General features: G+C 71.4%; 13 protein-coding genes. 12 read left to right on the plus strand and 1 reads right to left on the minus strand.

Translation table 11 applies throughout. The features are described 5' to 3' along the window. The 12 genes from KS423_RS19315 to KS423_RS19370 form a co-directional block, all read left to right on the plus strand. On the plus strand, window positions 1-961 hold a 961-nt coding region (locus KS423_RS19315; protein ID WP_224280800.1), incomplete at its 5' end, for a molybdopterin dinucleotide binding domain-containing protein. Next, window positions 958-2286: an NADH-quinone oxidoreductase subunit NuoH gene (gene nuoH, locus KS423_RS19320; RefSeq protein WP_224280801.1), complete on the plus strand. Its 1329-nt coding sequence runs from the start codon at window positions 958-960 to the stop codon at window positions 2284-2286. The genes KS423_RS19315 and nuoH, both read left to right, overlap by 4 nt. Window positions 2287-2292: 6 nt before the next feature. Beyond that, window positions 2293-2910, plus strand: coding sequence for an NADH-quinone oxidoreductase subunit NuoI (gene nuoI, locus KS423_RS19325; RefSeq protein WP_224280802.1), 618 nt, complete (start codon window positions 2293-2295; stop codon window positions 2908-2910). After that, window positions 2907-3848 (plus strand): NADH-quinone oxidoreductase subunit J, encoded by a 942-nt coding sequence (locus tag KS423_RS19330; protein ID WP_224280803.1) that lies wholly within the window; start codon window positions 2907-2909, stop codon window positions 3846-3848. The genes nuoI and KS423_RS19330 overlap by 4 nt, the downstream gene beginning before the upstream one ends. Continuing rightward, window positions 3845-4144 (plus strand): NADH-quinone oxidoreductase subunit NuoK, encoded by a 300-nt coding sequence (gene nuoK / locus KS423_RS19335; protein ID WP_195911268.1) that lies wholly within the window; start codon window positions 3845-3847, stop codon window positions 4142-4144. Before KS423_RS19330 ends, nuoK begins: the two co-directional genes overlap by 4 nt. 14 nt (window positions 4145-4158) lie before the next feature. Then, window positions 4159-6078 (plus strand): NADH-quinone oxidoreductase subunit L, encoded by a 1920-nt coding sequence (gene nuoL, locus KS423_RS19340; protein ID WP_224280804.1) that lies wholly within the window; start codon window positions 4159-4161, stop codon window positions 6076-6078. A 34-nt stretch (window positions 6079-6112) separates the two neighbouring features. Further along, complete coding sequence (locus KS423_RS19345; RefSeq protein ID WP_224280805.1) at window positions 6113-7795, plus strand: NADH-quinone oxidoreductase subunit M; 1683 nt, start codon at window positions 6113-6115, stop codon at window positions 7793-7795. An 11-nt stretch (window positions 7796-7806) separates the two neighbouring features. Further along, window positions 7807-9429, plus strand: a complete 1623-nt coding sequence (nuoN, locus tag KS423_RS19350) for an NADH-quinone oxidoreductase subunit NuoN (RefSeq protein WP_224280811.1) — start codon at window positions 7807-7809, stop codon at window positions 9427-9429. A 312-nt stretch (window positions 9430-9741) separates the two neighbouring features. After that, window positions 9742-10752 (plus strand): polyprenyl synthetase family protein, encoded by a 1011-nt coding sequence (locus KS423_RS19355; protein WP_224280806.1) that lies wholly within the window; start codon window positions 9742-9744, stop codon window positions 10750-10752. A 114-nt stretch (window positions 10753-10866) separates the two neighbouring features. Beyond that, entirely contained in the window at window positions 10867-11529 is a 663-nt protein-coding gene (locus KS423_RS19360; protein WP_224280807.1) for a response regulator transcription factor, read from the plus strand. A gap of 285 nt (window positions 11530-11814) precedes the next feature. Continuing rightward, complete coding sequence (locus KS423_RS19365) at window positions 11815-13812, plus strand: 2-oxoacid:acceptor oxidoreductase subunit alpha (RefSeq protein ID WP_224280808.1); 1998 nt, start codon at window positions 11815-11817, stop codon at window positions 13810-13812. Between the two features lie 73 nt (window positions 13813-13885). Further along, a complete protein-coding gene (locus tag KS423_RS19370; protein ID WP_224280809.1) occupies window positions 13886-14950 on the plus strand; it encodes a 2-oxoacid:ferredoxin oxidoreductase subunit beta in 1065 nt (354 codons plus the stop codon). 82 nt (window positions 14951-15032) lie between these two features. On the opposite strand, the gene KS423_RS19375 is transcribed toward KS423_RS19370, so the two are convergent. Then, the coding region (locus KS423_RS19375; protein WP_224280810.1) for a LytR C-terminal domain-containing protein at window positions 15033-15480 on the minus strand (448 nt) is incomplete at its 5' end.

Consider the following 15480-nt stretch of genomic DNA (forward strand, 5'->3'; position numbering starts at 1 on the left):
GGAGGCGTCCGCGGTGTGGGGCGGGGCCGAGCTGCCGTCCCGGCCGGGTCGGGACACCGACGGGATCCTGGCGGCGGCCGTGGGCGGCGAGCTGGACGCGCTGCTGGTCGGCGGCGTGGACCCGGACGACCTGCCGGACCCGGCGCTGGCCGACGAGGCGTTGGCGGCGGTGCCGTTCCTGGTGTCGCTGGAGTTGCGGCCCTCGGCGGTGACGGCGCGCGCCGACGTGGTGCTGCCGGTGGCGGCGGTGGCGGAGAAGGCCGGCACCTTCCTGGACTGGGAGGGCCGGGTCCGGATGTTCGAGTCCGCGCTCAAGCCGGACCAGCAGATGGGCCGGCACCTCCAGTCCGACCTGCGGGTGCTGGGCATGCTGGCGGACGCGCTGGGCCGGCGGCTGGGCCTGCCGGACGTCCGGGCGGCCCGGCTGGAGCTGGACCGTTTCGCCCCCTGGGAGGGCGACCGCACGGCCGACCCGGCGGCGCACCCGGGCCCGCTGCCCCGGCCGGCCACCGGCCAGGCGGTGCTGGCGGGTTGGCGGATGCTGCTGGACAACGGCGTGCTGCAGCAGGGGGACCCGCACCTGGCGGGCACCCGGCACCGGGCGGTGGCCCGGATCTCGGCGGAGACGGCCAAGGAGATCGGTGCCGAGGCGGCTGCCGAGCTGCGGCTGACCGGCCCGGCCGGCTCGCTGACCCTGCCCCTGGAGATCACCGACTCGATCCCGGACCGCACGGTCTGGGTCCCGCTCGACTCCACACCGGGCGGCACCCACCGCGCGCTCGGCACCACCGTCGGCCACCTGGTCACGATCGCCGCGGCCGAGCCCGAGTCCGAGTCCGAGTCCGAGCCCGAGCCCGAGCCCGAGCCGACGGTGCAGGACCGGCCGGCGCAGGACCAGGCAGCGCAGGACCAGACCGGGGCGACCGCGGACGAGACCGCGGGCGAAGGGGAGGACCGATGACTTCGCAGCCGTACGAGACGCTCCACTTCTTCGGGCAGGACCCGTGGTGGCTGGTGCTGCTGAAGGCGGTGTTCTGCTTCGCCTTCCTGGTCCTGACGGTGCTGATCGCGATCGTCTGGGAGCGCAAGGTGGTGGCCTGGATGCAGCTGCGCATCGGGCCCAACCGGCACGGCCCGTGGGGCCTGCTGCAGTCGCTGGCGGACGGCGTGAAACTGGCGCTGAAGGAAGACCTGGTGGTCAAGGGCGCGGACAAGCCGGTCTACATCCTGGCCCCGATCGTCTGTGCCATTCCGGCGTTCATGGCCTTCGCGGTGATCCCGTTCGGCCCGGCCGGCAACGAGGTGTCGATCTTCGGCACCCGCACGCCGCTCCAGCTGACGGACTTTCCGGTCGCGCTGCTGTACATCCTGGCGACGGCCTCGATCGGCATCTACGGCATCGTGCTGGCCGGCTGGTCCTCCGGGTCGACGTACCCGCTGCTGGGCGGGCTGCGTTCGGCCGCGCAGATGATCAGCTACGAGATCGCGATGGGCCTGTCCTTCGCGGCGGTGTTCATCTACTCCGGCTCGATGTCGACCTCGGAGATCGTGGCGCACCAGCAGCCGACCTGGTTCGCGGCGCTGTTGCCGGTGTCGTTCATCGTGTACGTCATCGCGATGGTCGGGGAGACCAACCGGGCGCCGTTCGACCTGCCGGAGGCCGAGGGCGAGCTGGTCGGCGGGTTCAACACCGAGTACTCCTCGCTGAAGTTCGCGATGTTCATGCTGGCCGAGTACGTGAACATGGTGACGGTCTCGGCGGTGGCCTCGACCCTCTTCCTGGGCGGCTGGCGGGCTCCGTGGCCGGTGTCGACCTTCTGGGAGGGCGCCAACCACGGCTGGTGGCCGATGCTGTGGATCACGCTGAAGATCCAGCTGCTGCTGTTCTTCTTCATCTGGCTGCGCGGCACGCTGCCCCGGCTCCGCTACGACCAGTTCATGAAGCTGGGCTGGAAGGTGCTGATCCCGGTCTCGCTGGTGTGGCTGGTGCTGATCGCGAGCGTGCGGGCGCTGCGTAACGAGGGCTACGGCTTCGGCGAGGTGGTGCTGTACGTGGGCGCCCCGGTCGGGGTGGTGCTGCTGCTGGCGCTGCTGCGGGACTTCCTGCGGAAGCAGCCGGAACCCGAGGACGTCCCGCCCAAGGCCGACTTCGACCCGATGGTGGGCGGCTACCCGGTCCCGCCGCTGCCCGGTCAGGTGCTCCCGCCGGTGCCGCGCCGGCGCAGCCGCGCCCCGAAGCAACTCCACGACGCCCTCAACGGGGCCGACCATTCCGAAGGGAGCTGAACCGAGATGTCCGACCAGTCCGACCAGTCCGATCGTACGGACCGCCCCGAGCGGGCCGACCGTCCGTCGATCCTCGGCCCGGCCGCCGGCTTCGGCGTGACCTTCAAGGCCATGTTCAAGAAGCGGCTCACCGAGCAGTACCCGGAGCAGAAGAAGCCCACCGCTCCGCGCTTCCACGGCCGTCACCAGCTGAACCGGCACCCGGACGGCCTGGAGAAGTGCGTCGGCTGCGAGCTGTGCGCGTGGGCCTGCCCGGCCGACGCGATCTACGTGGAGGGCGCGGACAACCGGGACGAGGAGCGCTACTCCCCGGGTGAGCGCTACGGCGCGGTGTACCAGATCAACTACGCCCGCTGCATCCTGTGCGGGCTGTGCATCGAGGCCTGCCCGACCAGGGCGCTGACCATGACCAACGAGTACGAGCTGGCCGACTCCTCCCGGCGGGACCTGATCTTCACCAAGGAGCAGCTGCTGGTGGGCCTGTCCGAGGGCATGGTCGACACCCCGCACGCGATCTTCCCGGGTACCGACGAGGGCGCGTACTACCGGGGCGAGGTCACCTCGGCGGCGCCGGGGACGGTTCAGCAGGAGCGCACCGACCGGGAGAGGGAGGTGCAGCAGTGAGCGCGCAGCTGGCGGAAGCGGTCGGGACGACCTCGACGGGTGAGGCCGTCCAGTTCTGGGTGCTCGCGGTGATCGCGGTCGGCGGCGCACTCGGCATGGTGCTGATGCGCAAGGCCGTGCACAGCGCGCTCTGCCTGGCGGGCACCATGCTGGCGCTGGCGGTCTGTTACATGGCCCAGGGAGCGGTGTTCCTGGGTGTGGTGCAGATCGTGGTCTACACCGGCGCGATCATGATGCTGTTCCTGTTCGTGGTGATGCTGGTCGGCGTCACCAGCGAGGACTCCTTGAAGGAGCAGCTGAAGGGCCAGCGGTTCGCCGCGGCGCTGTGCGGGCTGGGCTTCGGCGTGCTGCTGATCGCCGGGATCGCCAACGCGAAGCTGAACCACTTCACCGGGCTGTCCGAGGCGAACGCCGAGGGCAACGTGCCGGGCCTGGCCCGGCTGATCTTCACCCGGTACGTGTGGGCCTTCGAGGTCACCGGCGCACTGCTGATCACTGCGGCGATCGGCGCGATGGTGCTGACCCACCGGGAGCACGTGAAGGCGCCGAAGACGCAGCGCGAGCTGGCGGCGCAGCGGATCAAGGACAACATCCAGGTGCCGCCGCTGCCGGCGCCGGGCGTGTACGCGCGGCACAACGCGGTGGACGTCCCGGGGCTGCTGCCGGACGGCACGATCGCCGAGGACTCGGTGATGGCGACGCTGCGCGAGCGCGGCCAGGTCCGGGACGTGAGCCAGGCGATGCTGCAGCGGATGGCGGAGCTGGAGAACACCACGGCGGACTGGCTGGGCCGTCCGTCCTCGGAGCGGCCGGCGATGGCGCCCCCGCGCAAGTCGCTGAAGCCGGTTCCGACGAACGGCCGGCCGGTGCCGGCGAACGGCGAGCCGGTGCCGGCGAACAACGTGGAGCACCCGGCCGACGAGGAGGGCACGGAGTGAACCCGGTCAACTACCTCTACCTGTCCGCCCTGTTGTTCACCATCGGCGCGGCCGGGGTGCTGATCCGGCGCAACGCGATCGTGCTGTTCATGTGCGTGGAGCTGATGCTGAACGCCTCGAACCTCGCCCTGGTGACCTTCTCCCGGCTGCACGGGACCCTGGACGGCCAGATCATCGCATTCTTCACGATGGTGGTCGCGGCGGCGGAGGTCGTGGTCGGCCTCGCCATCATCGTCTCCATCTTCCGGACCAGGCACTCCGCTTCGGTCGACGACAGCAACCTGATGAAGCTGTAGGCGGAGGGCCTTCGGTGAACTCTCTCATTCCGCTGCTGGTGGCGGCTCCACTGGCGGGCGCCGCCCTGCTCCTGCTCGGCGGCCGGGCGCTGGACCGGTACGGCCACTGGCTGGCCACCGCGCTCGCGGCGCTCTCGTTCGGCTTCGGCCTGGCCCTGTTCTCGGACATGCTCGGCCGTGACGCCGAGCACCGGGCGGTCACCGAGCACCTGTTCAGCTGGATCCGGGTGAACGGCTTCCAGGCCGACGTCTCCTTCCGGCTCGACCAGCTGTCGATGACCTTCGTCCTGCTGATCACCGGCGTCGGCACGCTGATCCACCTCTACTCGGTCGGCTACATGGCGCACGACGAGCGCCGGCGCCGCTTCTTCGCGTACCTGAACCTGTTCCTGGCTGCCATGCTGCTGCTGGTGGTCGCGGACAACTACCTGTTGCTGTACTTCGGCTGGGAGGGCGTGGGCCTGGCCTCGTACCTCCTGATCGGCTTCTGGCAGCACAAGCCGAGCGCGGCGACGGCGGCGAAGAAGGCCTTCATCGTCAACCGGGTCGGCGACGTCGGCCTGTCCATCGCGATCATGCTGATGTTCGCGGAGTTCGGCTCCTTCGCCTTCGACCCGGTCTTCGGGGCCGCGCACGAGGCGAGCGAGGGCAAGCTGACGGCGATCGGGCTGATGCTGCTGCTGGCGGCCTGCGGCAAGTCGGCTCAGGTGCCGCTGCAGTCCTGGCTGGGGGACGCGATGGAGGGCCCGACCCCGGTGTCGGCGCTGATCCACGCGGCCACCATGGTGACCGCGGGCGTCTACCTGATCACCCGCTCCGCGACGATCTTCGACCTGGCGCCGGACGCGCAGACCGCCGTGGTGGTGGTCGGCGCGGTCACGCTGCTGTTCGGTGCGATCGTCGGTTGCGCCAAGGACGACATCAAGAAGGCGCTGGCCGGCTCGACCATGTCGCAGATCGGCTACATGGTGATGGCGGCCGGGCTCGGCCCGATCGGCTACGCCTTCGCGATCATGCACCTGGTGACCCACGGCTTCTTCAAGGCCGGGCTGTTCCTCGGCGCCGGGTCGGTCATGCACGGCATGAACGACGAGGTGAACATGCGTCACTACGGCGGCCTGCGCAAGTACATGCCGGTCACCTTCGTCACCTTCGGCCTCGGCTACCTGGCGATCATCGGCTTCCCGGGCCTGTCCGGCTTCTTCTCCAAGGACAAGATCATCGAGGCGGCCTTCGCCAAGGGCGGCACCGAGGGCTGGATCCTCGGGCTGTGCGCGCTGGTCGGCGCGGCGATCACCGCGTTCTACATGACCCGGGTGATGGTGCTGACCTTCTTCGGTGAGAAGCGCTGGCAGCCGACCGGTGGGACCAGCGGCGCCGCTGCGGGCGACGACAACCTCCCGCACCCGCACGAGTCGCCCAGGACCATGACCGTCCCGATGGTCCTGCTGGCCGTCGGCTCGGTCTTCGCGGGCGGGCTGTTCGCCTTCAACGACTCCTTCCTGAAGTGGCTGGAGCCGGTCACCGGGTACGAGGAGGGCAACTCCCCCCTCGCCCCGCTGACCGTCACCCTGCTGACCACGGCATGCATGCTGGCCGGCGTCGGCGTCGCGTACCTGATGTACGGGCGCTCGCCGGTCCCGGTGGTGGCGCCGGTGGGCTCCCCGCTCACCCGGGCGGCCCGCCGCGACCTGCTGCAGGACGACTTCAACCACGCGGTGCTGGTGCGGCCGGGCTCGGCGCTCGCCGCGGCGCTGGTCTTCTTCGACAGCCGGGGCCTGGACGGTGTGGTCAACGGCTTGGCCGCCGCGATCGGCGGGCTCTCCGGCCGGCTGCGGCGGGTCCAGAACGGCTTCGTCCGCTCGTACGCGCTCTCCATGTTCGGCGGCACGCTGGTGCTGGTCGCCACGACTCTCCTGATGAGGTCCACGTGATGACTCGTCCTGATATCCGTCGGGGGGTGGGCGCATGAGCGCGCTTCTGACCGCCACCTGTGCCGTTCCGGCGGCCGGCGCGGTGCTGACCGCCGCGTTGCCCGCCGGGTCCTCCGAGGGCCGGCGCAGGACCACCAAGGCCGTCGCGCTGGGCGTCTCGGCCGTCACCCTGGTGCTGGCCGCCGCGGTGGCGACGCGGTTCGACCCGCACGGTGCCCGCTTCCAGCTGACCGAGTCGTACAGCTGGATCCGTTCCTTCGGCATCACCTTCTCGCTCGGCGTGGACGGCATCGGCGTCGTGCTCGCCCTGCTCACCGCCGTGCTCGTGCCGCTGGTGATCCTCGCCTCCTGGCACGACGCCGACCCGCCCTCCTCGGCCGCCGACGGGCCGGGGGCACGTCCCGGCCGCCAGGCCGGGGGAGAGGGGCCCAACGCGGCCAGGCCCGACGGCACCTTCGAGAACAGGCGCCGCACCCAGGGCTTCTTCGCGCTGATCCTGGCGGTGGAGGCGATGGTGGTCGTCTCCTTCTACGCCACCGACGTCTTCGTGTTCTACGTGTTCTTCGAAGCCATGCTGATCCCGATGTACTTCCTGATCGGCGGCTTCGGCGACCGGGCCGGCGGCCCCGAGTCGGCGCGTCAGCGCTCCTACGCGGCCGTGAAGTTCCTGCTCTACAACCTGCTCGGCGGCCTGGTGATGCTGGCCGCCGTGATCGGCCTGTACGTGACCGCACAGGACCAGGGCTTCGGCACCTTCGACCTGCCGACCCTGACCTCGGCGATCGCCGACGGCCGGATCCAGCTGACCGGTACCGCCGAGAAGGCGCTGTTCCTGGGCTTCTTCTTCGCCTTCGCGGTGAAGGCCCCGCTGTGGCCGCTGCACACCTGGCTGCCGAACGCGATGGGCGAGTCCACCGCCGGCACCGCGGTGCTGATCACCGCGGTGGTGGACAAGGTCGGCACCTTCGCGATGCTGCGCTTCTGCCTCGGGCTGTTCCCGAACGCCTCGAAGACCTTCGCCCCGGCGATCCTGGTCCTCGCGCTGATCGGGATCGTCTACGGCGCGCTGCTGGCGGTCGGCCAGAAGGACATCAAGCGCCTGGTGGCGTACGCCTCGATCTCGCACTTCGGCTTCATCATCATGGGCATCTTCGCCCTGACCAGCCAGGGCCAGAGCGGAGCCACCCTCTACATGGTCAACCACGGCCTGTCCACGGCGGCGTGGATGCTGGTGGCCGGCTTCCTGATCTCCCGTCGCGGCTCGCGGCTGATCGCCGACTACGGCGGCGTGCAGAAGGTCGCCCCGGTGCTCGCCGGGACCTTCCTGATCGGCAGTCTGGCCACCCTGTCGCTGCCCGGGCTCGCCCCGTTCGTCAGCGAGTTCCTGGTGCTGGTGGGCACCTTCACCCGCTACCCGGCGATCGGCATCGTGGCCACCTTCGGCATCGTGCTGGCCGCGCTGTACGCCCTGCTGCTGTACCAGCGCACCATGACCGGCCCGGTGAAGGACGGGGTGCGCACGATCCCCGACCTCAAGGCCCGCGAACTCCTCGTGGTCGGCCCGTTGGTGGCGCTGACCATCCTGCTCGGCGTCTACCCCAAGCCGCTCACCGACCTGGTCAACCCCTCGGTGAACGCGACGCTCACGCAGGTCCACCAGACCGACCCGGCGCCGGCCCACCCGGTCGCCGCCACCTCAGGAGGTGAGCAGAAGTGAGCACCACCGCGATGCTCGCCGCCGCCGGCGGCAACACCGCCGGCATCCCGGCACCCCACATCGAGTACGGCCAGCTCTCCCCGATGCTCGTGGTGTTCGCCGCCGCCCTGGCCGGCGTCCTGGTGGAGGCCTTCGCGCCCCGCCGGTTCCGGCACTGGACGCAGGTGACGCTCGCCCTGGCCGGGCTGGTCGGCGCCTTCGTCGCCGTGGTGGTGCTGGCCGCGCAGGGCTACGGCTCCACCAAGGTGGACCTGCTGGCCATGGAGTCCGTCGCCCTGGACGGCCCGGCGCTGTTCCTCCAGGGCGTGATCCTGCTGGCCGCCGTGGTCGCGGTGCTCACCTACGCCGAGCGGAGGCTGGAGCCCAAGGCCGGCGGCCGGCCCGCCGACGCCTTCGCCGCCCAGGCCGCCGCCACCCCCGGCGGCGAGCAGGAACGGGCCGCGGTCCGGGCCGGCTTCGCCACCAGCGAGGTCTTCCCGCTCACCATGTTCGCCGTCGGCGGCATGCTGCTGTTCCCCGCGGCCAACGACCTGCTGACCATGTTCGTGGCGCTGGAGGTCTTCTCGCTGCCGCTGTACCTGCTGTGCGCGCTGGCCCGGCGCCGTCGGCTGCTCTCCCAGGAGGCGGCGGTCAAGTACTTCCTGCTCGGTGCCTTCGCCTCGGCGTTCTTCCTGTTCGGCACCGCGCTGGTGTACGGCTACGCGGGCAGCGTACGGCTCGGCGACATCGGCGACGTCATCTCCGGCAAGGCGATGACCACCCCCGCGCTGCTGAGCACCACCCAGAGCGACGCGCTGGTGCTGACCGGCCTGGCGATGCTGGCGGTCGGCCTGCTGTTCAAGGTCGCCGCGGTGCCCTTCCACTCCTGGACCCCGGACGTCTACCAGGGCGCGCCGACCCCGGTGACCGGCTTCATGGCGGCGGCCACCAAGGTCGCGGCCTTCGGAGCCTTCATGCGGCTGTTCTACGTGGCCTTCCCGGGCCTGCGGCTGGACTGGCGGCCGGTGATGTGGGGGGTGGCGATCCTCACCATGGTCGTCGGCGCGGTGCTCGCGGTGACCCAGCAGGACGTCAAGCGCCTGCTGGCGTACTCCTCGATCGCGCACGCCGGGTTCATCCTGACCGGCGTGATCGCCGTCAACAAGCAGGGCATCTCCTCGGTGTTGTTCTACCTGCTGGCGTACTCCTTCGTGACGCTCGGCGCGTTCGCCGTGGTCACCCTGGTGCGCGACTCCAAGGGCGAGGCGACCCACCTGTCCAGCTGGGCCGGGCTCGGGCGGCGTTCGCCGCTGGTGGCGGCGGTGTTCGCGCTGTTCCTGCTGGCGTTCGCCGGGATTCCGCTGACCTCCGGTTTCACCGGGAAGTTCGCGGTCTTCCAGGCCGCGGCCAGCGGCGGGGCGACCCCGCTGGTGGTCGTCGGTGTGCTGAGTTCGGCGGTGGCCGCGTTCTTCTACATCAGGGTCATCGTGCTGATGTTCTTCTCGGACCCGCAGCCCGGCGGCCCCACGGTGGCGATCCCGAGCCCCTTCACGGCGACCGCGATCGGGGTGGGGGTGCTGGTCACGCTGGGTCTCGGACTGCTGCCGCAGTACTTCCTCGACCTCGCGTCCAAGGCCGCACTGTTCGTGCGCTGACCTTTGCGTCCGCCGTTCCCGACCAGGGCCCCGTCCGGGCCGCGCCCAGTCCGCGCGGCCCGGACGGGTCTTTGTCGGGAGCCGGGGCCGGGGGAGTCCCGACCGGCTCTCCCGCCTTTATTTCCATCCGAATTCACCCCCACCGCCGTCCGGCCCGCACAGCCGCCCTGACCAGGGCATCAGGCCCGATCATGACAGGATCCGCACGCCCGTGCAGTGATCCACTCGCGACCGGATACCCTGCCTGTATGGCCAGCGGCGGCACTCAGGGACCAGGCCGCTAGATCGACCAGGGACAGAGGAGTGGTCTTCGTGACCGTCGTGGAACCCTTCGGGCTCAGCGTGCAGGACCGCGACCTGACCCGGGACGTCCAGGCCGGACTGGACGCGGTGGAGGCGGCGCTCGGTGAGGCCGTCAAGAGCGACGTCCCGTTCATCACCGTCACCGCCAGCCACCTCCTCGAAGCCGGCGGCAAGCGCTTCCGTCCGCTGCTCCTGCTGCTCGCCGCCCAGTTCGGCGACCAGGGGGCGCCCGGCGTGGTGCCCGCCGCCGTGGTGGTCGAGCTGACCCACCTGGCCACGCTGTACCACGACGACGTCATGGACGAGGCGCCGGTGCGCCGCGGCGCACCGAGCGCCAACTCCCGCTGGGACAACTCGGTCGCCATCCTCACCGGCGACTTCCTGTTCTCCCGCGCCTCCCAGGTGCTCTCCGACCTCGGCCCGGAGGCCGTGCGGATGCAGGCCGAGGCCTTCGAGCGGCTGGTCACCGGCCAGATCCTGGAGACCCGCGGCCCCGGCCCGGACATGGACCCGCTGCTGCACTACCTGGACGTCCTGGAGGGCAAGACCGGCTCGCTGATCGCCGTCTCCTGCCGGATAGGAGCGCTGATGGCCGGCGCCGAGCGCGAGCTGGTGGACACCCTCGGCGAGTTCGGCGAGCGGATCGGCATCGCCTTCCAGCTGGCCGACGACGTGCTCGACATCGCCAGCGACGGCCACGAGTCCGGCAAGACCCCCGGCACCGACCTGCGCGAGGGCGTGCCGACCCTGCCGACCCTGCTGCTGCAGCAGATGCCCGCCGACCCGGCCGACCCGGACGACACCCGGCTGCGCGAACTGCTCGACCAGGACCTCTCCGACGACGACCTGCACGCCGAGGCGCTGCGCCTGCTGCGCGCCCACCCCGCGCTGGAGCGCGCCCGCGCCGAGACCCTGCGCCGGGCCGAGGAGGCCCGGGCGCTGCTCGCCCCGCTGCCGGACTGCCCGGCGAAGGCCGCCCTGGAGGGCCTCTGCGACGCGGTGGCGATCCGCACCATGTGAGCCCGGCCGGGGCCGTCGGGGCCGGGCTGCGGTGAGGCCGGGCCCGGGCCCTCGGCACGCCCCGGGATGGGGGAGACTGACACCCGTCAGCACACGCCTGCCGGGAAGGTCGCCATGCGTCGCGTCGTCATCGCCGAGGACTCCGTACTGCTGAGGGAGGGACTGACCCGGCTGCTCACCGATCGCGGCCTGGAGGTCGTCGCCGGAGTCGGGGACGGCGAGGCCCTGGTGAAGGCCATCCACGACCTGGCGGCGGCCGACGCCCTGCCGGACGTCGTGGTCTCCGACGTGCGGATGCCCCCGACCCACACCGACGAGGGCCTGCGCGCCTGCGTCGAGCTGCGCGGCCGCTACCCGCAGCTGGGCGTGCTGGTGCTGTCGCAGTTCGTGGAGGAGCGGTACGCCTCGGAGCTGCTGGCCGGCTCCACCCGGGGCGTCGGCTACCTGCTCAAGGACCGGGTCGCCGAGGTGCGCGAGTTCGCCGACGCGGTGGTCCGGGTCGCCGAGGGCGGCACCGCGCTGGACCCGGAGGTGGTGCAGCAGCTCCTCAGCCGCAGCCGCAAGGGCGACGTTCTGGCCAATCTCACGCCGCGCGAGCGCGAGGTGCTCGGGCTGATGGCGGAGGGCCGCACCAACGCCGCGGTGGCCAAGCAGCTGGTCGTCTCCGACGGCGCGGTGGAGAAGCACGTCAGCAACATATTCCTCAAGCTGGGCCTGGCCCAGAGCGCGGAGGACCACCGCCGGGTGCTGGCCGTGCTCACCTACCTCAACTCCTGAGGCCCGCCCCTCCGGTTCCGCGGCCCCGGCTCCCGGGGCACGCCCCCCGGGGGAGCACATCTCGGCCATGCGCCCGCCGGGTGCTCGCGCACGCCCGCCCGAGCCGGAATGATCTCCGGCGGGCGGGCGTTGACAAGCATGTGCGGTGCAGCCGCGGGCCGGTGAAATTACTGACGCGGTTCCGGCCGCCGTCGTGTCGGCCCGCATAGGATGCGAGAGGTGCACCAGGCGGACGGGGCACGGGGCCGCGCCCGCGGTGGTGTGCCCACGAGGAGGTCCGCGGCAGTGACCAGTCAGGTCGATCAGTCAGAGGCAGTGGACGGCTCGGACGGCAACGAGGCCCGTGCCGGGAGCGGGGACGCGCGCTCGGGTTCGGCCGCGCCCGCCGGGCCACCTGCCCCGGGCGGCCCTCCGACGAAGCCGGGCAAGCCCATTCGCAGACTCGATCGGGTGATCATTCGCTTCGCCGGCGACTCCGGTGACGGCATGCAGCTCACCGGTGACCGGTTCACCTCGGAGACGGCGTCCTTCGGCAACGACCTGTCCACGCTGCCGAACTTCCCGGCCGAGATCCGGGCGCCCGCCGGCACCCTGCCGGGCGTCTCGTCCTTCCAGCTGCACTTCGCGGACCACGACATCCTGACCCCGGGCGACGCCCCGAACGTGCTGGTCGCGATGAACCCGGCCGCACTGAAGGCGAACCTGCCGGACCTGCCGCGCGGCGCCGAGATCATCGTCAACACCGACGAGTTCACCAAGCGCGCGCTGGCCAAGGTCGGTTACCCGGCGGACCCGCTGACCGACGGTTCACTGGGCGGCTTCCACCTGCACAAGGTGCCGCTGACCACGCTGACCCTGGAGGCGCTCAAGGACAGCGGCCTGGCCCGCAAGGACGCGGAGCGGGCGAAGAACATGTTCGCCCTGGGCCTGCTGTCCTGGATGTACCACCGGCCCACGCACGGAACGGAGTCGTTCCTGCGCACCAAGTTCGCCAAGAAGCCGCAGATCGCCGAGGCCAACATCTGCGCCTTCCGGGCGGGCTGGAACTTCGGCGAGACCACGGAGTCCTTCGCCGTCTCCTACGAGGTGCCGCCGGCCAGGCTCCCGGCCGGGCGCTACCGCAACATCTCCGGCAACCTCGCCCTGTCCTACGGGCTGATCGCCGCCGCGCAGCGCTCCGGGCTGCCGCTGTACCTGGGCTCGTACCCGATCACCCCGGCCTCGGACATCCTGCACGAGCTGAGCCGGCACAAGGACTTCGGGGTGCGCACCTTCCAGGCGGAGGACGAGATCGCCGGCGTCGGCGCCGCGCTCGGTGCCGCCTTCGGAGGGTCGCTCGGCGTGACCACCACCTCCGGGCCGGGTGTCGCGCTGAAGTCCGAGACGATCGGCCTGGCCGTCTCACTCGAACTGCCGCTGCTGGTCGTGGACATCCAGCGCGGCGGCCCGTCCACCGGCCTGCCGACCAAGACCGAGCAGGCGGACCTGCTGCAGGCGATGTTCGGCCGCAACGGCGAGGCGCCGGTGCCGATCGTCGCCCCGGCCACGCCCGCGGAGTGCTTCGACGCGGCGCTGGAGGCGGCCCGGATCGCGGTCACCTACCGCACCCCGGTTTTCCTGCTCTCGGACGGCTACCTGGCCAACGGCTCGGAGCCCTGGCGGATCCCCGACGTCGACGAACTTCCGGAGATCGACCCGCAGTTCGCGACCGGCCCGAACCGCGAGGACGGCGCCTTCTGGCCGTACCTGCGCGACCCGCGGACGCTGTCCAGGCCCTGGGCGCTGCCCGGCACGCCCGGACTGGAGCACCGGATCGGCGGCATCGAGAAGCAGGACGGCACCGGCAACATCTCCTACGACCCGGCCAACCACGACTTCATGGTTCGCACCCGGCAGGCCAAGGTCGACGGCATCACCGTGAAGCCGGTCGAGGTGGACGACCCGACCGGCGACGCCCGGGTGCTGGTGCTGGGTTGGGGCTCGACCTACGGGCCGATCACCGCCGCGGTGCGCCGGGTGCGTGCGGACGGCGGCGAGGTCGCCCAGGCGCACCTGCGCAACCTCAACCCGTTCCCGGCCAACCTGGGTTCGGTGCTGCGGAGTTACGAGAAGATCATCGTGCCCGAGATGAACCTGGGGCAGCTGGCCCTGCTGCTGCGGGCGAAGTACCTGGTGGACGCCGAGTCCTACAACCAGGTGCGCGGACTGCCGTTCAAGGCGGCCCAGTTGGCGGACGTGCTGTGGGCCGCGATCGGCACCCTGGACGAGGAGGACCACCGATGAGCGAGCGGAGCGAGCGAACCGTCAAGAGGTGCGCGTGGGCGAATGCCCGCGCCGAGCGTGGCGAGGCGGGAGCATGAGCGAGCGGAGCGAGCACACCTTCCCGTCCCTGCGACTGGTGCCCAAGGCCGAAGGCCCGCAGAGCGCCCGGGACTTCAAGACCGACCAGGAGGTGCGCTGGTGCCCCGGCTGCGGGGACTACGCGATCCTGGCAGCGGTGCAGTCCTTCATGCCGGAGCTGGGCATCCGGCGCGAGAACACGGTGTTCGTCTCGGGCATCGGCTGCTCCTCGCGCTTCCCGTACTACATGAACACCTACGGGGTGCACTCGATCCACGGCCGGGCGCCGGCGATCGCGACCGGGCTGGCCACCGCGCGCCAGGACCTGAGCGTCTGGGTGGTGACCGGTGACGGCGACGCGCTGTCGATCGGCGGCAACCACCTGATCCACGCCCTGCGGCGGAACGTCAATCTGAAGATCCTGCTGTTCAACAACCGGATCTACGGCCTCACCAAGGGCCAGTACTCGCCCACCAGTGAGCTCGGCAAGATCACCAAGTCCACCCCGATGGGCTCGCTGGACGCGCCGTTCAACCCGCTGTCCCTGGCGATCGGCGCGGAGGCCACCTTCGTCGCACGCACCATCGACTCGGACCGCCAGCACCTCCAGTCGGTGCTCCGGGCGGCCGCCGAGCACGAGGGCACGGCGCTGGTGGAGATCTACCAGAACTGCAACATCTTCAACGACGGCGCCTTCGAGGTGCTGAAGGAACCCGGCAGCCGGGACGAGGCACTGATCCGGCTGGAGCACGGGAAGGCCGCCCGCTTCGGCGCCGACCTGGCGAACGGGGTCTTCCGGGGCCCGGACGGCGAGCTGTTCACCGCTCCGGTCACGGCTGACAACGAGGCGGACGTCCTGGTCCACGACGCGCACGCGGCCAGTCCCGCCACCGCCTTCGCACTCTCCCGGATCGCCGACGCGGACACCCTGCACCACACGCCGATCGGCGTGCTGCGCAGCGTGGAACGCCCGGTCTACGACGAGCTGATGGCGGGCCAGCTGGCCGCCGCCACCGCCGGGCGCGGCCCGGGCGACCTGGCCACGCTGCTCGCCGGCAACGACACCTGGACGGTGGACTGACCGTCTGCCGCAGTGAGCGGCGCCCCCTGTCCCGGCCGGGACAGGGGGCGCCGCCGTCGTTCCCAGGCCGATGCGGTGCGCGTCAGTAGACGCAGGGGATACCGCCGTCGGACTGGGCGTCGACGGCGGGGCCCTGCATGGGCAGGTTGGCGGCCGGGTCGGCCGGGGCGGTGCCGGGTGCGGGCTGCTCCGTGGCGATGCCGGTGAACGTGGTGCCGAGGGTGACGACGACGTGGTCGGCGCCGGTGGCGGCGGATTCGGTGGCGCTCACGCCGTAGCGGGCCGCGATCTGCTCGGCGGCTTCCTTGGCCCCCTTGCCGTAGGTGACGGTGGTGGTCTTCGGCCGGGTGGCCGCCGGGCCGGTGCGGCCCTCCTTGAAGCCCAGGCCGGCCAGGGCCTTGGCCTCGGCCGCGGAGGTGACCCCGGCGGCGGAGGAGGCGTTGAAGACGTCGACGGTGACGGGCCTGGTGGCGGCCGGGGGCGTGGTGGCGGCCGGCGGGGCGGCGGGGGCCTGGGTGGCCGGCGCTGCG

The sequence above is a fragment of the Streptomyces sp. LS1784 genome (genome assembly GCF_020103755.1).
In the GTDB taxonomy this organism is placed as follows: Bacteria; Actinomycetota; Actinomycetes; order Streptomycetales; family Streptomycetaceae; genus Kitasatospora.